The organism is Chimaeribacter arupi (genome assembly GCF_002858805.1).
Lineage (GTDB): Bacteria > Pseudomonadota > Gammaproteobacteria > Enterobacterales > Enterobacteriaceae > Chimaeribacter > Chimaeribacter arupi.
The window spans coordinates 169760-187619 of record NZ_PJZI01000003.1; the positions used below are offsets into that span (position 1 = coordinate 169760).

Below are 17860 nucleotides of genomic sequence, written 5' to 3' on the forward strand. Positions count from 1 at the left end.
CCAGACAGTTACTGAGCGCTATGCAATTTAATATACCGACTTGCCTCACGTTGTTTCGCGTGGTTTTGATTCCCTTTTTCGTGCTGGCGTTCTACCTCCCGTTTGTCTGGGCGCCTATGGCCTGTGCCCTGATCTTCGTGGTGGCAGCCATCACAGACTGGTTTGATGGCTTCCTGGCCCGTCGCTGGAAGCAGACGACCCGTTTTGGCGCTTTCCTTGACCCGGTCGCAGACAAGGTCATGGTGGCGATTGCGCTGGTGCTGGTGGCGGAATATTTCCATGCCTGGTGGATAACCCTGCCGGCCGCCACCATGATTGCGCGTGAAATTATTATCTCGGCCCTGCGGGAGTGGATGGCGGAAGTCGGGAAACGCAGCAGCGTGGCCGTTTCGTGGGTCGGCAAGGTGAAAACCACCGCGCAGATGCTCTCTCTGGTGGCGCTGCTGTGGCGGCCCGATCCGACCCTGGAGTTTGTGGGGATCATTGCGCTGTACATCGCGGCGGTGCTGACTTTCTGGTCAATGTTCCAATATTTGCATGCGGCCCGGAAAGATTTGCTTGAACCGTGATCGATGTGACTTAAAAAACGCCAAACGAACATTTTGCGCTGATAATTCTGTTGACTCATCGGCACAGGTAAGTAGAATGCATCGCATCAGACGGCAGCGCAGCTTGCTGAAAGATAAGAAAATCAGGAACTTCTGATTATTGCGGGAATAGCTCAGTTGGTAGAGCACGACCTTGCCAAGGTCGGGGTCGCGAGTTCGAGTCTCGTTTCCCGCTCCAAATTTAAGTAAACTGGTAAGCGAAGCATTACGAGTTTAGCCATACAACATGGCAAATCAGTTACGGCGCGTTAACAAAGCGGTTATGTAGCGGATTGCAAATCCGCCTAGTCCGGTTCGACTCCGGAACGCGCCTCCACTTTTCCCGATGCCCGGGTGGTGAAATCGGTAGACACAAGGGATTTAAAATCCCTCGGCTTATGGCTGTGCGGGTTCAAGTCCCGCCCCGGGTACCACGGAAAGTAAAAGAATAACAAAGCAATAAGCAGTAATGTCGTAGACCGCCGAGAGGCGGTTTTTTTGTTTTTGTCACCCATTCCCCCCAAAATCCATAGCCACCGCCGCCGGTTTTTTATACGCTCATCTCTCCCTTCTTTTTTGAGGACAGACCATGCCAGAGCGTACCCAGCCCCCGGTTACCATCAGCCGTTTTCAGCCGTCAGAACGTGATCAGGTGATCAACGTTATTTTACCCATTCAGAATCAGGAGTTCGGCATTGCCATCACGGCAGCGCAACAGCCGGATCTCAGCGATATCCCGGGGTTTTATCAGTGCGATAACGGGGAGTTCTGGGTGGCACGCTGTGGGGATGAGATTATTGGTACGCTGGGGCTGAAAGATATCGGTAACCGGCAGGCGGCGCTGCGTAAAATGTTCGTTACCGCCGCCTACCGCGGCCGGGCGTGGTCAGTGGCACCCCAGTTATTGGCCGCTTTGTTCCGCCACGCCGGGGAGGTGGGCATCCGGGATATTTACCTGGGCACCACCGACAAATTCCTGGCCGCCCATCGCTTTTATGAAAAGCAGGGGTTCAGTGAAGTGGCGGCCGACACCTTGCCTGCAACGTTCCCGCGTATGGCAGTAGACAGCAAATTTTACTGCTGGTCCGCCCCGGCATAGGGGAGTGCGGCTTACTCCTGCTCCCAGCTTTTGTCCCACTGGGCGTTTTCAATCAATGGGCGCAGGGCCTGGTCAAAGACTTTCATCTGTGCCGGTGACAGGTTAGCCAATGTCTTTTCCGCCATGATCTGCCGGGCCACGCCGCGTGCGCTGGCCAGGTTGGTGCCGCTCTGCCCGGCCGTCTCTTCAATCAGCTCCGGCAGATTATGGTAGATATGGCTAAGGGCGTTGATATTCAGCATATTTCCTCCGAAGACGACCGGCAAGGCCGTCAGACCAGCGGATTATCAATAGGCTCCAGCAGCGCCGGCCCCTCATGGTGCGGGTTGCCGACGGCCTTGTCGACCGGGTGCCAGCTGAACTGGTCCACCGGAACTGCCCCCTCAGCGGCCAGTGTCCCGGCCTCTTGCGGGCTGAGGGCAGGATCAAGCCAGGCCCGCGCCGCGTCCGGCGTCAGCGCCAGCGGGCGGCGATCGTGAATGTCGAGCAGCCCGGCATCCGAGGCCGCCGTGACGATCACAAAACCATCATCGTCCGGCGGCGTTGGGGCGTCAGGGTGGAATTTACCGATGGCGGCAAAGAAAAGCGGTGTGCGGTGCTGATGGTAAATAAAATAGGGTTGCTTGCGTTTGGCGTCCTCTGCATCCTTCTTCCACTCAAACCAGCCATCCGCCATCACCAGCGCCCGGCCATGTTGCCAGAGCGGTTTAAACATCCGGCTTTCGGCGGCGGTTTCTACCCTGGCATTGATCACCGGCGGCCGGTGCGCCTCTTTGGCCCAATGCGGCTGATAGCCCCAACGCACCGGGTCGAGATAGAGCTGGTCATCGCGCTGGTTCAGCAGCAGCACGCGGGTGCCGGGCGCCACGTTATAGCGGTCAATCGGCACCGGGTCCAGCGCGCCATTGAAGGGAATATCCGGGGCCAGCGCCTCCAGATACTCTGACCGCGTCTGATGTTGTGAAAAGCGTCCGCACATAGTGCCTCCTGTTATGGCTAACAGGCTAAGTATAGGAAACTTAGACGGCAGCGATCGGCCGCTCCGGCGTCGGCAGCAATAACTGGTAAAAGGCGAGATCGAGCCAGCGGTCAAATTTATACCCCGCCTGCCGCACCGTGCCGCAATGGGTAAAGCCCAGGCGCTCATGCAGCGCAATACTGCCCTGATTGGTGCTGTCAATGCCGCCCACCAGCGTATGCACCTGGCGCGCCTGCGCTTCAGCGATCAGCCGTTCCAGCAGCAGGCGGCCCAGGCCACGCCCCCGGTGATCCGGGTGGACGTACAGCGAGTGCTCGACAGTGTATTTATTGGCGGGAAACGGGCGGAAAGTGCCGTAACTGGCAAAGCCCAGCAGGCAGCCGTGCTCATCTTCCAGGCCAATGACCGGGAAGCCGTTGTCCCGTTTCACGGCAAACCAGGTACGCATGGCGGAAAGCGGGCGGGGCTGGTAATCATACAGCGCGGTAGAGGTGAGGATGGCCTCATTAAAAATGGCCAGGATCGCCTTTGCATGCCGCTCTTCGTTGCATTCTACCCAGTTCATCTTGAACACTCCTGCTGTGCTGTTTACTATAATGAATATTATTCTCCTAAAGTAAACGCGGGCTTCAGCCATGTCAATTGATGAGATTATCGCCGGGCAATTACAGGCCAGGCGCAAGGAAAAAGGCTGGAGCCTCGACACGCTGGCGCAGCAGTCCGGGGTCAGTAAAGCCATGATCTCGAAAATCGAGCGTCAGGCCAGCAGCCCGAGTGCGGCGACGTTAGGGCGGCTGGCCGCCGGGCTGGGTATTGCGCTGGCGGAGCTGATTACCGAACATGCGCCGCAGCCGTACCCATTGCGCCGCCGGGCGCAGCAACCGGTCTGGCGCGATCCCGATCTGGGCTATCTGCGGCGGCAGGTGAGTGAGAAAAGTGACGGGCAGGGCGCGGAACTGGTGGAAATCACCTTACCGGCGGGCGCCAGGATCAATTACCCGCGCTGGAACGCCGCACCCTACCGGCAGCAGTTATGGGTGTGCGAGGGGGCGCTGGATCTGACCTACGGTGACACCTGCTATACGCTGGCCACGGGGGATTGCCTGAGTTTTGGCGTCGATGCGCCGCTGACATTCGCCAATCCGGGCAGCCAGCCCTGCCGGTATCTGTTGGTCATGACGTCAGCCTGACGGCTCAGAAGAGGGAAAACAGCAGCACCACCGGAAAACTCAGCGGCCAGGTCAAACCAATAATGCCGGACGTGAATAAGCGGATCTTAAATGAGGAATCGCGGCTGATCAGTAAGGTGAAAAGGGCGGAGAGGGCAAAGCCGATAAGGAAAATGGTTTTTAACGCTTCCCAGGCGGTATGAGCAGACACATCTATTACCTGTCGTTTACACAATGTCATTATTGTATTGATTTTGCACTTTTCTATCAATTCTTTGATCAGGGTAATAGACAAATTAAAAAGAACGGCTTCCATAAACCGGGTATCGTTCACGCCTTCAGGGTGTTGCCCCCTCTTCAGGCGTAAAAAAGCCCGGCCAGGCCGGGCTTTCACAGGGCGCACTTACCGCTTAGCGGCGGCCACCCAGCAGTTTTGCCAGCACGAAGCCAACACCCGCAGCGACCAGCAGGGCCGGAACCGGGTTATCAGACGTAGTACGCTTCACGGTATCTACGGCATCGTTAACGGCATAAGAGGCCTGGGAAAGATTCTTACGCACCGCCCCTTCAAATTGAGTCTTGCCGTCATCTGTTGCACGACCAAATTGCTCCTGGCCCGCACCTACAGCTTCTTCTGCTTTATCTTTTACTTTATCAAACATATGCAAACTCCATTTGTTGTGAACGTATTAAAAGCATAGACCAGAAAAACGGATCTGACCGGGTTATTAACATGCAGTAACAATGGTTTCGCCGCACAAAGCGCTTAAACGGGGCTTTTCCGGGCGTGAAACCCCGGCCCGCCTGCTTATCGCGTACGCGGCATACAGCCTGCCTGGGGTTAGCATGTTGTTACATTCTGCTGCCGGAATCCTTACAGGCAAACCCTGTACTCTTGCTTTCGCGAATAAATCGCTGAATAACAGACACAGAGGTAATAATGAAGGTAATGAAATCAGTGATGCTGGGATCACTGTTAGCGCTGAGCAGTGCTGCGATGGCTGAACCGGTACACGCGGACGCAGCACCAGTAAACAAGGCTGCACAGAGCCAGGCCCACCGCACGGCACAGCCGGCAAAACCGGTCAGCCACAAAAAAACCGTGCAGCACGTGAAGAAAAAACCGGTGAAAAAGCCGGCGCCGAAAAAGCAGGTTGCGCCGCACGATCAGCCGCGTTAAGGCTCAGCCGCGTTACGCCCGGCGGCAGCTTGCGCAGTGAAAAAAGCCCACCACCAGGTGGGCTTTTTGCTGTCAGGCTTTGCGCTTCTGGTGGGTGGAGAGGCGCGGGCCGGCAGCGACCGGCTGATAGCGTTCGCGGAAATAGTGTTCGAGTTGCTCCAGGCTGCGGCCCCGGGTTTCCGGCACACACCGCACCACAAACAACGAACCGGCAATGCCGATGCAGGCAAAGGTAAAGAAGGCCCCGGCCAGCCCGACACCGGCCAGCAACATTGGGAAGGCCAGCGAGATCATGAAATTGGCGATCCACATCGCAAAGACCGCCGCCCCCATGCAGATGCCGCGCATACGGATCGGGAAGATTTCAGAGAGCAGCAGCCAGGTTACCGGCGAAAGTGCGCCCTGCTGGAAGCTCAGGAACATCAGCATCCCGCCCAGCACCAGGTAGCTGCGCAGCAGGTTAGGCAGGCCGCCCACGGTTTCCGGCATCAGGATGCAGACCGCCCCCAGGAAAAACAAACAGCAGGTACAGCCTATCTGCCCAAGCAGCACCAGCGGCCGACGGCCGATTTTGCCCAGCAGCCAGATGCCGGCAAAGGTCATCGCCACGGAAATCACCCCGTTGGCGATGGTCGCCAGCAGCGCGGCGTCGGTGCTCAGGCCGGTCGCCTCCAGCATGGTCGGTGCATAATACATAATGGTGTTGACGCCGGTGAGCTGCTGGATAACCGCAATCCCGATGCCCAACAGGAACAGCTTCATCAGCCACGGCGTGGCGAGATCCCGCAGGCGGCCTTTGCCCTGATGGCGGTTTTCTTCGATGGTTTCTTCGATCTCCGTCATCTCCCAGTCCACATCCTGGGCAGAACGGGTACGCTCCAGCACCCGGCGCGCCTCGGCCATCCGCCCTTTCATGGCGTACCAGCGTGGGGAATCCGGCATAAACAGCATCCCGAACCACAACAGCACCGCCGGCAGTGTGGCGATTGCCAGCATCCAGCGCCAGGTGGATTCCCCGCCCCATAATTCATGGAAGGTGGCATTCGAGATGTAAGCCAGCATCTGCCCGGAGACAATCATCAGCTCCTGCAGCGTGACCAACTGGCCGCGGCGGTTGGCCGGGGCGATCTCCGCGATATAGACCGGCACCGTGGCGGCCGCACCGCCGACCGCGACGCCCAGCACCAGCCGGAAGGCGATCATCCAGGTGACATCCGGTGCCAGGGCCGTGCCGATCGCGCCGACGGCAAAGATGACGGCCAGAAACAGGATGATCTTTTTGCGCCCGGCAGCATCCGCCAGGTGGCCGGCCATCAGCGCACCAAAGGCCGCCCCAAACAGCAGGGAGCTGGTGACCAGCCCTGTAGTAAAGGGCGTCAGGTGCAGTTCCTGGCCCATAAACAGCAGGGCACCGGAAATCACACCGGTGTCATAGCCGAACAGCAGGCCGCCCAGCGTGGAGATCAGCACGATGATTTTAACAAAGGGTTCGGTTTTGGTTTGGCTGTTTGGCCCAGAAGCTGGGTTGGTTGTTATGTATTGTTCCATGATAGCTCCAGTGGTCTCGCAGGGTCTGGTCGTGACAGAGAAGGCAGATAAAAAAACCTCACGTTAAACACGAATAACAAAGTCGTTGTGGCTATTACTCAAGAGCAGGCAAATATTTATAGACAGAAAATTTCATTTTTTAAAATAATGGAAATTTAATTTTGTGGTCTGGCTCATAAAATAGCCATGTGTTACTGCTATGTTGCGGATAAAAAGGCGGGCTGCTCTATTTCTTCGCTGAAAAAAGGAAATGGTTCTCTGTAAAATAGAATGTTTATTTCTAAATGAAGTGAGCGGGGAATGTATTATCTGAAGGAGCAGGGGCAGGGGTGCAGCAGATCAACCGCTTACCTGAGGCACTGTGACAAGGCGCATATTTCATTTTTTCTGAAACGGGCATGGCCGGGCAAAGCGGGATAACGCGGGCTGATCGCCTATTGTGAAGAGACGCTCAACAAAGGGGAGGAAGGTGAAAGGCCGGCAAAAGAGCGCAGATCAGCACATTATAAACGGCGGTTTTCCTGGCTCACTTCAATCAAATCACTCAGCGCGTGCATCGAAATGCCGCTGTTGCCCCAGTCAACCATCGCCCAGGGCTTTTCCTGTTTGGAAAGCATGGAAATAACCCGGCCAATAATCTCGCCGGTTTTATGTTTGACCAGAGAATTAACGCCAATGCTCATAATATTCCCCTCCGTTGCAGACGTCTTGCCAGACTACCCCCAGCGTTGAAAAATGCCAATAAGCTTATTATGGGTATCGTGATCACATTAGCGTAAATCATCGTTCGGCGGGGAGAGGCTGACGCAGCATTGGGGTGGCCATTCAGGGGCCGGGCACACAGGCAGATAAAAAGCGCTTTACTTTGTGTAATGATAATCGTTATCATCCAATCGTCTTCTGTTACGGCAGTTCATGCCGTATCGAAGGCACGACATTGCTCACATTGCTTCCAGTATTTTTCGCCAGCCATCGGGCTGGCGTTTTTTTTGCTGCCGGTTAGCCGGCGTCGGGTTCCAGAACCCAGATATGGTATGTCCCGTCAATCATCTCGGCCCCCTCCAGCTCTTTTTCAAAGCCTGGGAATTTTTCGCCCCATTCGGCAATACTGCGGATATAGCGCAACCAGGGTTGGTCGTCACGGCCGAAGCGCTCGCCCGGCATCACAATCGGGATGCCGGGCGGGTAAGGGATAATCCCCACGGCAGAGACCCGGCCCGCCAGCCGGCCGAGCGGCAGATGGTTGCAACGCCCGGCCATGTGCGCCTGAAACGCCCGGCGCGGTAACACCACCGGCTCCGGCAACTGGCCGAACGCCTCTGATTGCAGTTTGTCCATCTGGCTGGTTTTCATGTAACTGAACATCTCGTCGCAGAGATCCTTCAGCCCCATTCCGGCGTAGCGCGCCGGATAGCCCCCGGCCAGATCCGGCAGGCAGGCGATGACCGGCGTGTTCTCATCATAGTGGCGTTTGAACTCCAGCAGGACGTTGATCAGCGTGCCCCATTTCCCTTTGGTGATCCCTACCGAGAACAGGCAGAGCACCATAAAGTCAGTGGTGCGTGACGGCACCACGCCGTGCTGGGTCAGGAAGGCGGTCACCATCGCCGCCGGGATGCCGGTCTGCATCAGGGTGCCGTCATCGTTCATGCCGGGCGACAAAATCCCGGCCTTGATCGGGTCGAGCATACACCACTCCTCCTCCAGCTGGTCAAAGCCGTGCCAGCGCTCACCGGGCTTCAGCACCCAGCAGCCGGGGTCGGTGGAGAGTTGTGCTTTTGAGGCCATGCGGAACGGGATTTTTTTGCCGGTTTCCGGGTCTGTCACTTCCGGGGCATTCCACGGTGCAAAAAACCATTCGCCGCGGTCGTGGAACGTGGCATTGACCTTGGCCAGCGCCAGCCGGAAATCCACCGCTTCGTTGATCACCTCCTGCGTTAAGGTCTGCCCCTGGCCCCCGCGCATCATCGCGGCACCGACCTCATTGGCGGCAATAATCGCATAGAGCGGTGAGGTAGTGGCCTGCAACATATAAGACTCATTGAAACGGGAGTGCACCACCGGCTTGCGGCCGTTACGGATATGGATATAGGACGCCTGTGACAGCGCGGCCAGCAGTTTATGGGTGGAATGGGTGGCAAATACCGTAGGGCCGTTTGGGTCGTGGTCTGCCGGGTCGCCGCGCATGGCAAAACGGTGCTGGTAGAAGGGGTTGAAGCGGGCGTACGCGTACCACGCCTCATCAAAATGGATCTGGTCTACGCTTTCGGCCAGCAGATCCTGCGCCTGCCCGGCGTGGTAGCACATGCCGTCATAGGTGCAGTTGGTGACCACCGCATACACCGGCGTGCGGTCGGCGGCCTGGTTAATCAGCGGGTGGGCGGCAATGCTGGCGCGGATGCTCTCCGGCCGGAATTGCTGCCTGGGGATCGGCCCAATAATGCCGAAACGGTTACGGGTCGGCACAAAAAACACCGGCAGTGCGCCGGTCATCACCAGGCCCTGTTCAATCGACTTGTGGCAGTTGCGGTCACACAGCGCCACCTGCCGGTCCCCGATGACCGCCGCCATGATCGCCCGGTTAGACCCGGACGTGCCGTTGAGCACCGAATAGCTCTGGTGCGCGCCGAACACTTTGGCCGCATAGGTTTCGGACGCCTTGATCGGCCCGCTGTGGTCAAGCAGCGATCCCATTGCCGCGCGTTCGATGCCGGTATCAGTGCGGAACAGGTTTTCCCCAAAGAAATCGAGGAATTCACGGCCGACGGCGCTTTTGGTAAAGGCGACGCCGCCCTGGTGGCCCGGCGCGGCCCAGGAGTACTCCGGGGACGTCAGCGTATAGTGGAATAACGCCTTGGTGAACGGCGGCAGCAACTGGTCATAATATTTGGCGATCAGCGCCCTGGCGCGGGCGGCGATAAAATCGGCCGTGTCCTCATGCATCCAGACGTATTCATTCACCATGCGCATGATGTCCAGCGTCAGGCTGTCGATGCAGGAGTGTTCCGCCATCAGCAATACCGGCACCTCTTTGTTGCGGTAGCGGATCTCTTTCAGCAGCGCGGACGCCTGGCTGTGGGAGGCGTCGTCGTTACCGCCGGATGTCCAGTCCACAAAGATGCAGCAGAGCGAGGCATCTGACATCACCGTGGCTTTGCCGTCCTCAAAGGTCGCCGCCGGGATCACGTCCAGGCCGGTGGCTTGCAGGGCGGTGATCAACTCCTGCACCGCCCGGCTGTTGGCGGTGTTGCTGTCCAGGATATTGCTGTCCACCACCAGGACTTTGCGTTTCTTGTTCATGCCTGAATCGATCATGCTGCCTGCCTCTGTCAACGTCATCGGGGCTTGCCCGCCGGATTACCGGGAGCGCTTAGTCATCATCGCGTACGAATGGGCGATCGAGCGGGAAGGGGGTTTTATGCCGCCGGTTGTAGTTCACGGTGTACATGGAGGTGATCACCATCACCGTCACAAAGGACCACATCACCTCCTGCGCGCCGGAACCGATGACCGCCCAGATGCAGTACACAAACGCCAGCAGGGTGATGAAGAAGTAGAGGGCATGGCGGTTGCCGAGATGGCCGCGCCCCACCAGCAACAGCGCCGAACAGGTGTAGAGGTAGGGCACCAGCGTAAAAATCACGGACACCGAAGAAACCAGCGCGAATTGCGCGGTCGCGTTAGGCGAGATACTGGCGATTTGGAACAGGGTCATCAGCACGCCGATAATCAACAGCCCGGCCACCGGCACGTTCTCTTTGTTCACTTTGGCAAAAATGGGCGGGAACAGGCCGTCGTCTGCGGCGGCTTTGGCAGTCTGGCCCGCCAGCAGCGTCCAGCCGCCGAGCGAGCCGAGGCAGCCCAGCGCGGCGCAGAGCGCCACGGTGCCGCCGGCCAGATCGCCCAGCGCCAGCCGGGCCGCATCACCAAAGGGTGAGGTGGAGAGGCGCAGTTCCGCATTGGGGATCATGCCCATGATGGCGGTAGTGGAGAGCACATAACAGACGGCGGCGATCAGCACGCCGCCGAGGGTGGCGATCGGCACATTGCGTTTCGGGTTTTTCACCACGCCCGCTGCCACCGAGGCGCTTTCCACCCCGATAAAAGACCAGAGGGTCACGCTCAGCGTGCTCTGAATCGCCCCGAGCGGCCCGAGGCCGCTGACATTCCAGGCGGACATATAGGTTTCCCCGCGGAACCAGAACCAGCCGAACAGCGCAATCGCCACAATCGGTACCAGGGCCAGCACCGTGGCCACCGCCTGCACCCGGGTGATCATTTTCGGCCCGACAATATTCAGCAACACAAACAGCCAGAGGATCGCCACACACGCGATGGTCAACGGAATGGGCGCTTTGAGCAGCGGGATAAAGTAGCTGAGGTAGCCTACGCCAATCACCACCATCGCAATATTGCCGATCCAGCAGGCCAGCCAGTAGAGCACATTGGTCTGATAGCCGATAAACGGCCCGAACGCGCGGCGGGCATAGGCATAAGAGCCGCCGGGGCTGGCATCCAGCGAGGACATTTTGGCGTAGACCATCGACAGCGCCAGCGCGCCGAGAAGGGTGACCAGCCAGCCCCAGATGGCAATACCGCCGGTGGCCGCTAAATTCGCCGGCAGCAGGAAAACGCCGGAACCCATAATATTCCCGGACACCATCAGGGTGACGGGAATAAGCCCCACTTTCTGATTTTCTGAGTCCATCGTGATTTTCTCCCTCAGGTTACTTTTGCCGATGCCCGCCCGGAGAGGAGAAAAAGAACGCCTGCGGCTGACCGGCGGTACAGGGAATAGGGGAAAGATAGCCAGCTTTCGGGTGATAAAACGATGAAAAAGAACTCATATTGTTTCACTGATAAAAATCATCGGCCTATCATTTATTTTACCGCCGGTGTGATGGCGGGGAGGGGCATATGGAGGCAGGGAAACCGTGCGTAGGCAGAGCGGATAAAGGCGCTCGCCGTGGGTGAAAAAGAGGGGAACAGGCGTCGCGGCTTCGCGAAATATCATGCTCTCATTCACACTGATGGCTATAACAGTTATGCGGTGAATATCCTTTAACTGCTATGCAGGCTATAACAGTCAGTGTGCTACGCTATGCGTCGCACTGCTCCTCCATTCCTAACAATCCCATGAGGGTGACACGATGGACGCCATCAAGACCATCCTGGTCAGAGAGATCCAACAGATTAACCAACAGGAACGCCGCGACGGCAAGGCGCGTTTCAATACGGAATTCTTTACCAAGCACCCCTGGCTCTGTCTGGCGATGCTGGCCGGTTATGTGGCGGTGGGCATCGTGATGTACTGCTCTCCCTATATGGGGCTGGGATGGTTTGCCGGTTTCACCGCGTTTCTGGTGCTGGTCTCCGGCGGCCTGCTGATGGACATCAAACCGGTCTACCGCTATGAGGATATCGGCGTGCTGGATCTGCGGGTCTGTTACAACGGCGAATGGTATTTCAGCCGGGAAGTGCCGGTGAAGGCAGTAGACGAGATCCTGGCGCACCCGCAGGTGGACAGCCGCATCAAAACGCGGATGCGGGAAATCATCCACCACAAAGGCACCATCGATTTCTATGACATCTATGACCTGGCGCGCAAGCAGGCCAGGCAGCCCGCCCCTGTGGCCCCTACCGGGCAGCAGCACCCCGCACACTGAGAAACAGGGGATATGCACATTGTGCATATCCCTGGCCGCACCGGATCGGGTAGACTATACCTATTCACGCAATCAATGCGTTGTCCCGATCAGGAGCCGACGTGCACAAGATTAAGCTCACCATCCATCACCTCTATCAGGACCATGCCGACGGCAAACAGGATGCACGTGCCACCGCACGCATCTATGCCGGCGATCGCCTGATCATTACCGAAACCATGTCAGGGCAGGCGCTGCATTACCCGCGTTACCTCAGCGCGGCGGATGACAACGGCCAGCCGTTGCGGGTGGAATGGGACACCGACGGCTGCGCGGCAATGTCCGTCAGCCGCGCCGAGGTCTGCCCATGCTGCGGCGGCGACGAGTGGCATTAATTTAACCGGGACTTACCAGGGAGCCAGTGATGCAAATGCTGCAAAATGAGGCTGATTACCGCCGCTGGATTATGGCGGAACTGTTTATGGTACGGGAGCTGCGGGAAAGTACGCTGTTTGTGGAGCAGGAAATCGAGGATTTTATCTTTGATGCCCGCCCGACGGCTTATCCCTGCATTGCGGTGATGGTGCAGACCAAAGGGGAACCGGCGGTGTGCGAGCCGGAATTTATCTACAAAGAGCAGATCTTTGACTGGGCCCACCAGATGGGCTTCGGCTTCGGCAGCTGACCGGGCCGCCGCCGGAGACGGCGGCAGCCCTGAGGCTTACACGTTCTTGCGGTCGATCTTCTCCTCGCCCCAGAACAGGTGATCGGCATCGGTTTTTTCAAACGCCTTCAGCAGCACTTCATCATTGCCTTCTTCCCAGATTTTCTGTGCCAGGACTTCATCGTCATTCGCCAGCTCAAAAATCGCTTCTGCAATCTCGATCGATGTGTCCCTGACATTGGCCCAGGATTTAACATTATTGATATCGGTCATTCAAACTCTCCCTTATTGCGATCGCCAGGGGTGATCCTCTGGTTGTGGTGATGTTGACCTGTTAACTATGGTACTGACCCGGCGGGTATGCAAATCAGCCGCCGTTAACTGACGGGATTGTGAACAGTTGGCAATCTGTGCGCAATCCGGTACAGGCGGTGGCGTGTCAGGTATACTGCCGTGCTGCAAAACTGTGAGGAGAGTAACCATGAGTGATGATATTTTCGATTTTGACATCGACGCTGAGCTGGAAAAAGCGGCTGAGAAGACCGAAAAAAAAGCCGCTGAACTGCCTGAGGTGGTGGGTGGCGAAGACGAGTGCGAAGGCTGCAAAATCTGACGCTTACCCGACAGGGGTAAATCCAAAAAACCGCTGCGGCGGTTTTTTTGTGCCTGGAGTGAAATGATTAGCTGTTAAAAAATTAACACATTCAATAGAATTATATTATTTAATGATTGGTATTAATTCATGGTAATAATATTACTGTAGAGATTTTCGGCATTTACGCCGAAGTTTAATTAAAAATGAAAATTTAAATTTTCTTTATTGCTTCACTGTTGCTGTTTTGTTATTTTCAATATCAAGAAAGCAACGGAACGCCTCATTTACGCGGGAATGCGTTAAGAGCCGGGTGAACGGGCAGAAGGCGCCATTTCACCCCTGCCGGAGTCTGTTTTAGCTGAAAGGCCACGCTATGCACCTGTTAACTAACCCGTTTGAATATCGTCATTGGATGATGACGAATTATTTTATGATCGATAATGTCGACGGCACCTCATTATTATCGGATGAGGAACTGGATGAATATCTCTTTGATTTACGGCCATTGGATTATCCTTGCCTGGCGATGATCAGCACCTCAATTAACCAGCCGATGGCGAATGAGGTGGTCTTTATTTATCGTGAACAAATTGCTCAATGGGCGGAAAAAATGGGTGTCAATTAATTTCCGGGGATAAATAATTGTACGGCCAACACCAGGGTGTACAGATAATAACAGCGTTACCCCAGTGATATTTCCAGGCTGCCGGCTTTTTGGGCAGCTTTTTTTATGCGTTTCCGGGGGCGTTTTCAGGGCACCGTTCAGGGATCGGGGGCAGAAAAAAACCAGCCGTCAGGCTGGTTTGATGGACACGCCTTGACGCGTGCCTGTGTGGCGCACGGCCCTTAGCGGGTCTGGGTAGTGGTCGACGTTGAGGTGGCGGTCGAGGTGCCGGTGCTGCCGCTTGGATCGCTGGCTGCGGCAGCGGCGGCGACGCCACCAGACAGCAGGGTCGCATCCGTCGCAGCGGCGGCACCGGTGCCGGTGCCTGCAGCGATCTCAGCGCCGGCGGTGGTGGCGGCAAAGGCTGCCGACGCCCCGGCCAGGTAAAGCGCAATGGCGGCCACGGTCATCACTTTCTTCATAGCTAACTCCTTGTGTTAAAGGGGACATAACATGCCGTAATGCATTTAACAGTCTAACCTTTAGCCAACCTATAAAAAATAAGAAAATGATGAAAATGAATTATAAATTTTGCTTATGTCAATAGGAATATCTTTAATCTGCCGCTGTTTTTTTGCCGGTCAGTCGCGCACCTCAACCAGTACCGGGCAGGGCGCGGTGGCCATAATGTCTGCACAGACTGACCCTTTCAATAACCGGTCAACCAGGCCGCGGTGGCGGTGTCCCATGACAATCACCGACGCCTCTTGCTGCGTCGCCTCGGCCACCAGCGCCTGGGCCGCATCACCGACAATAATCTGCCCGGTCACCTTATCCCCCAATGCATGCAGTTGCCGCATCGCGTCCCGCACGATCCGGGCGGCAGCGTTCTCCTCTTCACAGGCAGGCTGATACAGGGTGACCTCACCGGCCGGGTCGCTGCCGCTGTCAACGGCATAGGAGGCATCGACGCAGCAGGTTACGGAAATGCGGGCGCCGGAGGCCGCCGCCAGATCGGCCGCCAGGGCGATTACGCGCGGGGTCTGGCGTGATCCGTCCACGGCCAGCAGAATTTGGGTAAACATAGTGACTCCTTTTGCCGGCATCCGCCGGTCTCAACGGCGATCCAGCCTGCCGATCTCGCCCATTAATGAAGCCCGGCACGCCAGAATGGCCGTGTGCAGGGCCGGGTAATGCCGGTGCAGGCGATCGGTCGGCACCAGCAGGGAAACAGAATAACGCCCGAGCAGCGTGTCAATCGCGACGCCCATTGATGAAATCCCCTCCAGCGTTTCACCATGCTCCACCGCCACGCCCTGTTGGCGCACCTGCTGCAACGCCCCCAGCAAGGTATCAATGTCGCACACGGTGTCGGCCGTGACCGGCTCAAACGTTTCACCGAGCAACCGGCGGATTTCGTCATCACTGCTCAGGGCCAGCAGCGCCCGGCCGCCGGAGGTGCTGTAGATCGGCAGATTCAGGCCAAAACGCGGCACCACGCGCAGCTCGCGGTTCGCCACCACCATATGGACAATCGCAATCTGCCGCCCGCTGGGGCGCGCCAGCGTCACTGTCTCGTTGGTTTCATTACATAACGCCTGCAAAAACGGCGTGGCGATGGCGATGATGTCGCTGTGCACCGTGGCCACCAGCCGCAACAGCGTCGGGCCGAGGCGAAAACCGCTGCTGCCGTGGCTGCGCACCATGCCTTCGTCAGCCAGCGCCGCCACAATGCGCTGCACCGTGGAGCGGGGCAGGGCCACCGCCTGGGCAATCGCCCCCAGGCTCATTCCTTCCGGGTGTGCGCCCAGGGCATTCAGGATCGACGCCGCGCGGGAAATCACCTGGATGCCGCCGCTGCGCTCCTCATCGGTGGCATGGCTGTCATGGGTTGTCACACTACGCTTCCTTTTAAGGTAAAAACCGCAGGTATTTAACGGCATTCCGCTGCTGAACTCAATGAGTACCACATTGCAATACACCTAACCGTATTGTAGTATCCGCAGCGTGACCGGCATCACATGATGCTGCCGGCACGTCACCTGCCATTATTCGCCTCTGCTTCCTGCTGTGTCATGACGTATGGCCTGTTGCCCTCACGGCAACCCGGAGCGGCGTGCGTAAAACAAACGAGTTTATTTATGAGTGTAGTCAGTGTGCCGCCGGTGAGCGCCGGCGGCGCTCCCCCCGCTGCCCCCGCGGCGCAGCCCTTTAACGGGCGGCTGGTGGCCGGCCTTATCGGCGTGTTGATTGCCGCCCTCTCATCCGGCCTGAATGACCGGGTGACCGACATCGCTCTGAATGATGTGCGGGGCGCGTTGAGCATCGGCAGTGATGAAGGCTCCTGGCTGATTGGCGGCTATCAGGCGGCAGAAGTGGCCGCGATGATGCTGGCACCCTGGCTGGCCATGACCTTCTCCATGCGCCGTTTTGCGATGTCGATGGTGCTGGGGTTTGGGGTGCTGGGCGCGCTGATCCCGTTTGCGCCCAACCTGCCGGTATTTATCACCCTGCGGGTGATCCAGGGGCTGTTTGGCGGGGCGCTGCCGCCGCTGCTGATGACGGTGGCGCTGCGCTTCCTGCCGCCCGGCTTTAAATTGTATGGGCTGGGGGCGTATGCACTCAGCGCCACCTTTGGCCCAAATATGGCGACCTCGCTGGCCGCGCTGTGGACCGATCATGTCGGCTGGCAGTTCGTTTACTGGCAGGTGATCCCACCGTGTCTGCTGGCTTTCGCCATGATCAGCCACGGCATCCCGCAGGACCCGCTGCGGCTGGAGCGGTTCAGGCAGATTGATGCCTTTGGCATGGTCACCGGCTGCAGCGGGGTGGCGATGCTGGTGCTGGCGCTGCAACAGGGCGAACGGCAGGACTGGCTGGAATCCACGCAGATCTGCGCGCTGCTGTTTGGGGCCGTGGTGCTGCTGACGGCGTTCCTGATCAATGAGTGGTATCACCCGCTGCCGCTATTCAAATTACAGATGCTGAAACGGCGTAACCTGGCGCATGGCCTGCTGACGCTGGCCGGGCTGATGGTGGTTTACCTCTCCGGTTCGGCACTGCCGTCTAACTACCTGATGTCCGTCAACGGTTTCCGTGCCGCCGAAATGGGGCCGTTGTCGCTGACCATCGGTGTGCCGCAACTGCTGATGGCCCCGCTGGTGGCGGCAGTCTGTAACCTGCGCTGGGTGGACAGCCGCTGGGTGCTGGCGACCGGGCTCGGGCTGCTGGCGTTTGCCTGTTATTGCGGGTCAGAGATTAACAGCGCCTGGGTACAGGATAACTTTTATTGGTTGCAGGCGATGCAGGCCGTGGCCCAGCCGATGGCCGTGATCCCGATCCTGATGAGCGCCACCAGCGTGGTGCAGCCGCCTGAGGGGCCGTTCGCTTCCGCGATGTTCAATACCGTGCGCGGGCTGGGCAGTGTGGCAGGCTCTGCGCTGCTGGAAACCTTTATCAGCCACCGGGAGAAGTTCCATTCCCATGTGCTGCTGGACCACGCCGGGTCGGTGAGCTACCTGCTGTCACAGCCTTATGACGGTAACCGTGCACCACCGGCCCCGTTGAATGCTGACGGCAGTGCCGTTTCGAGCGAAGTGCTGGCGCGCTTCTCCACCCTGGCGAAGCATCAGGCCACCATTCTTGGCCTGAGTGATACCTATTTGATGATCATGTGCGTGGCGCTGGGGCTGATTCTGCTGGCGGCGCTGTTGCCGCAGCGCACCTATCCGCCGCAGTCGCTGGTCAACCGTTGATTGCCGTTATGTCCGCTCTGAGTGAGCCTTAAGAG

Annotated in this window: 23 protein-coding genes and 3 tRNA genes; 13 read left to right on the forward strand and 13 right to left on the reverse strand. The window is 57.8% G+C overall.

What is annotated here, in order from left to right:
• The first annotated feature begins 20 nt into the window (after positions 1–20).
• From pgsA to CYR52_RS03325, 5 genes are all read left to right on the forward strand, one after another.
• Positions 21–569 (forward strand): CDP-diacylglycerol--glycerol-3-phosphate 3-phosphatidyltransferase, encoded by a 549-nt coding sequence (gene pgsA, locus CYR52_RS03305; protein WP_072925581.1) that lies wholly within the window; start codon positions 21–23, stop codon positions 567–569.
• A 141-nt stretch (positions 570–710) separates the two neighbouring features.
• A tRNA-Gly gene (locus CYR52_RS03310) sits at positions 711–786 on the forward strand.
• Between the two features lie 64 nt (positions 787–850).
• Positions 851–924: transfer RNA gene (locus CYR52_RS03315), tRNA-Cys, on the forward strand.
• An 11-nt stretch (positions 925–935) separates the two neighbouring features.
• Positions 936–1021, forward strand: a tRNA-Leu gene (locus tag CYR52_RS03320).
• 155 nt (positions 1022–1176) lie between these two features.
• Complete coding sequence (locus CYR52_RS03325) at positions 1177–1686, forward strand: GNAT family N-acetyltransferase (protein ID WP_072925578.1); 510 nt, start codon at positions 1177–1179, stop codon at positions 1684–1686.
• Between the two features lie 11 nt (positions 1687–1697).
• Here CYR52_RS03325 and CYR52_RS03330 read toward each other — a convergent pair whose 3' ends face one another.
• From CYR52_RS03330 to CYR52_RS03340, 3 genes are read right to left on the reverse strand one after another with little or no spacing between them, the layout of a single operon-like run.
• The gene (locus CYR52_RS03330) at positions 1698–1928 is read right to left on the reverse strand and encodes a hypothetical protein (protein WP_101827950.1); all 231 of its coding nucleotides are present in this window, start codon (positions 1926–1928) and stop codon (positions 1698–1700) included.
• Between the two features lie 29 nt (positions 1929–1957).
• Complete coding sequence (locus CYR52_RS03335) at positions 1958–2665, reverse strand: SOS response-associated peptidase family protein (RefSeq protein ID WP_072925574.1); 708 nt, start codon at positions 2663–2665, stop codon at positions 1958–1960.
• A 40-nt stretch (positions 2666–2705) separates the two neighbouring features.
• A complete protein-coding gene (locus CYR52_RS03340) occupies positions 2706–3230 on the reverse strand; it encodes a GNAT family N-acetyltransferase (protein ID WP_101827951.1) in 525 nt (174 codons plus the stop codon).
• Positions 3231–3300: 70 nt separating this feature from the next.
• Here CYR52_RS03340 and CYR52_RS03345 point away from each other — a divergent pair, with 70 nt between their 5' ends.
• Positions 3301–3855: a helix-turn-helix domain-containing protein gene (locus CYR52_RS03345; protein WP_101827952.1), complete on the forward strand. Its 555-nt coding sequence runs from the start codon at positions 3301–3303 to the stop codon at positions 3853–3855.
• A 4-nt stretch (positions 3856–3859) separates the two neighbouring features.
• Here the strand turns inward: CYR52_RS03345 and CYR52_RS03350 are convergent, their stop codons facing one another.
• Both CYR52_RS03350 and CYR52_RS03355 read right to left on the reverse strand, forming a co-directional pair.
• The gene (locus tag CYR52_RS03350) at positions 3860–4075 is read right to left on the reverse strand and encodes a GhoT/OrtT family toxin (RefSeq protein ID WP_072925566.1); all 216 of its coding nucleotides are present in this window, start codon (positions 4073–4075) and stop codon (positions 3860–3862) included.
• 169 nt (positions 4076–4244) lie between these two features.
• The gene (locus CYR52_RS03355; RefSeq protein WP_072925563.1) at positions 4245–4496 is read right to left on the reverse strand and encodes a CsbD family protein; all 252 of its coding nucleotides are present in this window, start codon (positions 4494–4496) and stop codon (positions 4245–4247) included.
• 278 nt (positions 4497–4774) lie between these two features.
• Here CYR52_RS03355 and CYR52_RS03360 point away from each other — a divergent pair, with 278 nt between their 5' ends.
• A complete protein-coding gene (locus CYR52_RS03360) occupies positions 4775–5014 on the forward strand; it encodes a hypothetical protein (RefSeq protein ID WP_146000769.1) in 240 nt (79 codons plus the stop codon).
• 72 nt (positions 5015–5086) lie between these two features.
• Here the strand turns inward: CYR52_RS03360 and CYR52_RS03365 are convergent, their stop codons facing one another.
• From CYR52_RS03365 to adiC, 4 genes are all read right to left on the reverse strand, one after another.
• Entirely contained in the window at positions 5087–6562 is a 1476-nt protein-coding gene (locus tag CYR52_RS03365; protein ID WP_072925558.1) for a sugar porter family MFS transporter, read from the reverse strand.
• A gap of 503 nt (positions 6563–7065) precedes the next feature.
• Positions 7066–7245, reverse strand: a complete 180-nt coding sequence (locus CYR52_RS03370; protein ID WP_072925555.1) for a hypothetical protein — start codon at positions 7243–7245, stop codon at positions 7066–7068.
• A gap of 316 nt (positions 7246–7561) precedes the next feature.
• Positions 7562–9877 (reverse strand): Orn/Lys/Arg family decarboxylase, encoded by a 2316-nt coding sequence (locus CYR52_RS03375; protein WP_101827954.1) that lies wholly within the window; start codon positions 9875–9877, stop codon positions 7562–7564.
• A 55-nt stretch (positions 9878–9932) separates the two neighbouring features.
• Positions 9933–11270, reverse strand: a complete 1338-nt coding sequence (gene adiC, locus CYR52_RS03380) for an arginine/agmatine antiporter (RefSeq protein ID WP_394853980.1) — start codon at positions 11268–11270, stop codon at positions 9933–9935.
• A 442-nt stretch (positions 11271–11712) separates the two neighbouring features.
• Between adiC and CYR52_RS03385 the strand changes: the two genes are divergently transcribed.
• The 3 genes from CYR52_RS03385 to CYR52_RS03395 all read left to right on the forward strand — a co-directional run bounded on the left by CYR52_RS03385 (position 11713) and on the right by CYR52_RS03395 (position 12892).
• Positions 11713–12228, forward strand: coding sequence for a YlaC family protein (locus CYR52_RS03385; RefSeq protein WP_072925545.1), 516 nt, complete (start codon positions 11713–11715; stop codon positions 12226–12228).
• A 101-nt stretch (positions 12229–12329) separates the two neighbouring features.
• Positions 12330–12602, forward strand: a complete 273-nt coding sequence (locus CYR52_RS03390) for a hypothetical protein (RefSeq protein WP_072925542.1) — start codon at positions 12330–12332, stop codon at positions 12600–12602.
• 29 nt (positions 12603–12631) lie between these two features.
• The gene (locus CYR52_RS03395; RefSeq protein ID WP_072925539.1) at positions 12632–12892 is read left to right on the forward strand and encodes a hypothetical protein; all 261 of its coding nucleotides are present in this window, start codon (positions 12632–12634) and stop codon (positions 12890–12892) included.
• Between the two features lie 36 nt (positions 12893–12928).
• Here CYR52_RS03395 and CYR52_RS03400 read toward each other — a convergent pair whose 3' ends face one another.
• Positions 12929–13144 (reverse strand): YccJ family protein, encoded by a 216-nt coding sequence (locus CYR52_RS03400; RefSeq protein WP_072925535.1) that lies wholly within the window; start codon positions 13142–13144, stop codon positions 12929–12931.
• A gap of 208 nt (positions 13145–13352) precedes the next feature.
• Here CYR52_RS03400 and CYR52_RS22995 point away from each other — a divergent pair, with 208 nt between their 5' ends.
• Both CYR52_RS22995 and CYR52_RS03405 read left to right on the forward strand, forming a co-directional pair.
• The gene (locus CYR52_RS22995; RefSeq protein WP_276327344.1) at positions 13353–13484 is read left to right on the forward strand and encodes a hypothetical protein; all 132 of its coding nucleotides are present in this window, start codon (positions 13353–13355) and stop codon (positions 13482–13484) included.
• Between the two features lie 412 nt (positions 13485–13896).
• Positions 13897–14091, forward strand: a complete 195-nt coding sequence (locus CYR52_RS03405; protein WP_139300248.1) for a hypothetical protein — start codon at positions 13897–13899, stop codon at positions 14089–14091.
• Between the two features lie 221 nt (positions 14092–14312).
• Here CYR52_RS03405 and CYR52_RS03410 read toward each other — a convergent pair whose 3' ends face one another.
• From CYR52_RS03410 to CYR52_RS03420, 3 genes are all read right to left on the reverse strand, one after another.
• The gene (locus CYR52_RS03410) at positions 14313–14552 is read right to left on the reverse strand and encodes a hypothetical protein (RefSeq protein WP_072925530.1); all 240 of its coding nucleotides are present in this window, start codon (positions 14550–14552) and stop codon (positions 14313–14315) included.
• A gap of 159 nt (positions 14553–14711) precedes the next feature.
• Positions 14712–15155 (reverse strand): universal stress protein, encoded by a 444-nt coding sequence (locus tag CYR52_RS03415; RefSeq protein WP_072925528.1) that lies wholly within the window; start codon positions 15153–15155, stop codon positions 14712–14714.
• A 30-nt stretch (positions 15156–15185) separates the two neighbouring features.
• Positions 15186–15968: an IclR family transcriptional regulator gene (locus tag CYR52_RS03420; RefSeq protein ID WP_072925525.1), complete on the reverse strand. Its 783-nt coding sequence runs from the start codon at positions 15966–15968 to the stop codon at positions 15186–15188.
• A gap of 243 nt (positions 15969–16211) precedes the next feature.
• Between CYR52_RS03420 and CYR52_RS03425 the strand changes: the two genes are divergently transcribed.
• Positions 16212–17825 carry an MFS transporter gene (locus CYR52_RS03425; RefSeq protein WP_072925521.1) on the forward strand — a complete coding sequence of 538 codons (1614 nt, stop codon included), beginning with the start codon at positions 16212–16214 and terminating at the stop codon, positions 17823–17825.
• The last annotated feature ends 35 nt before the right edge of the window (positions 17826–17860 follow it).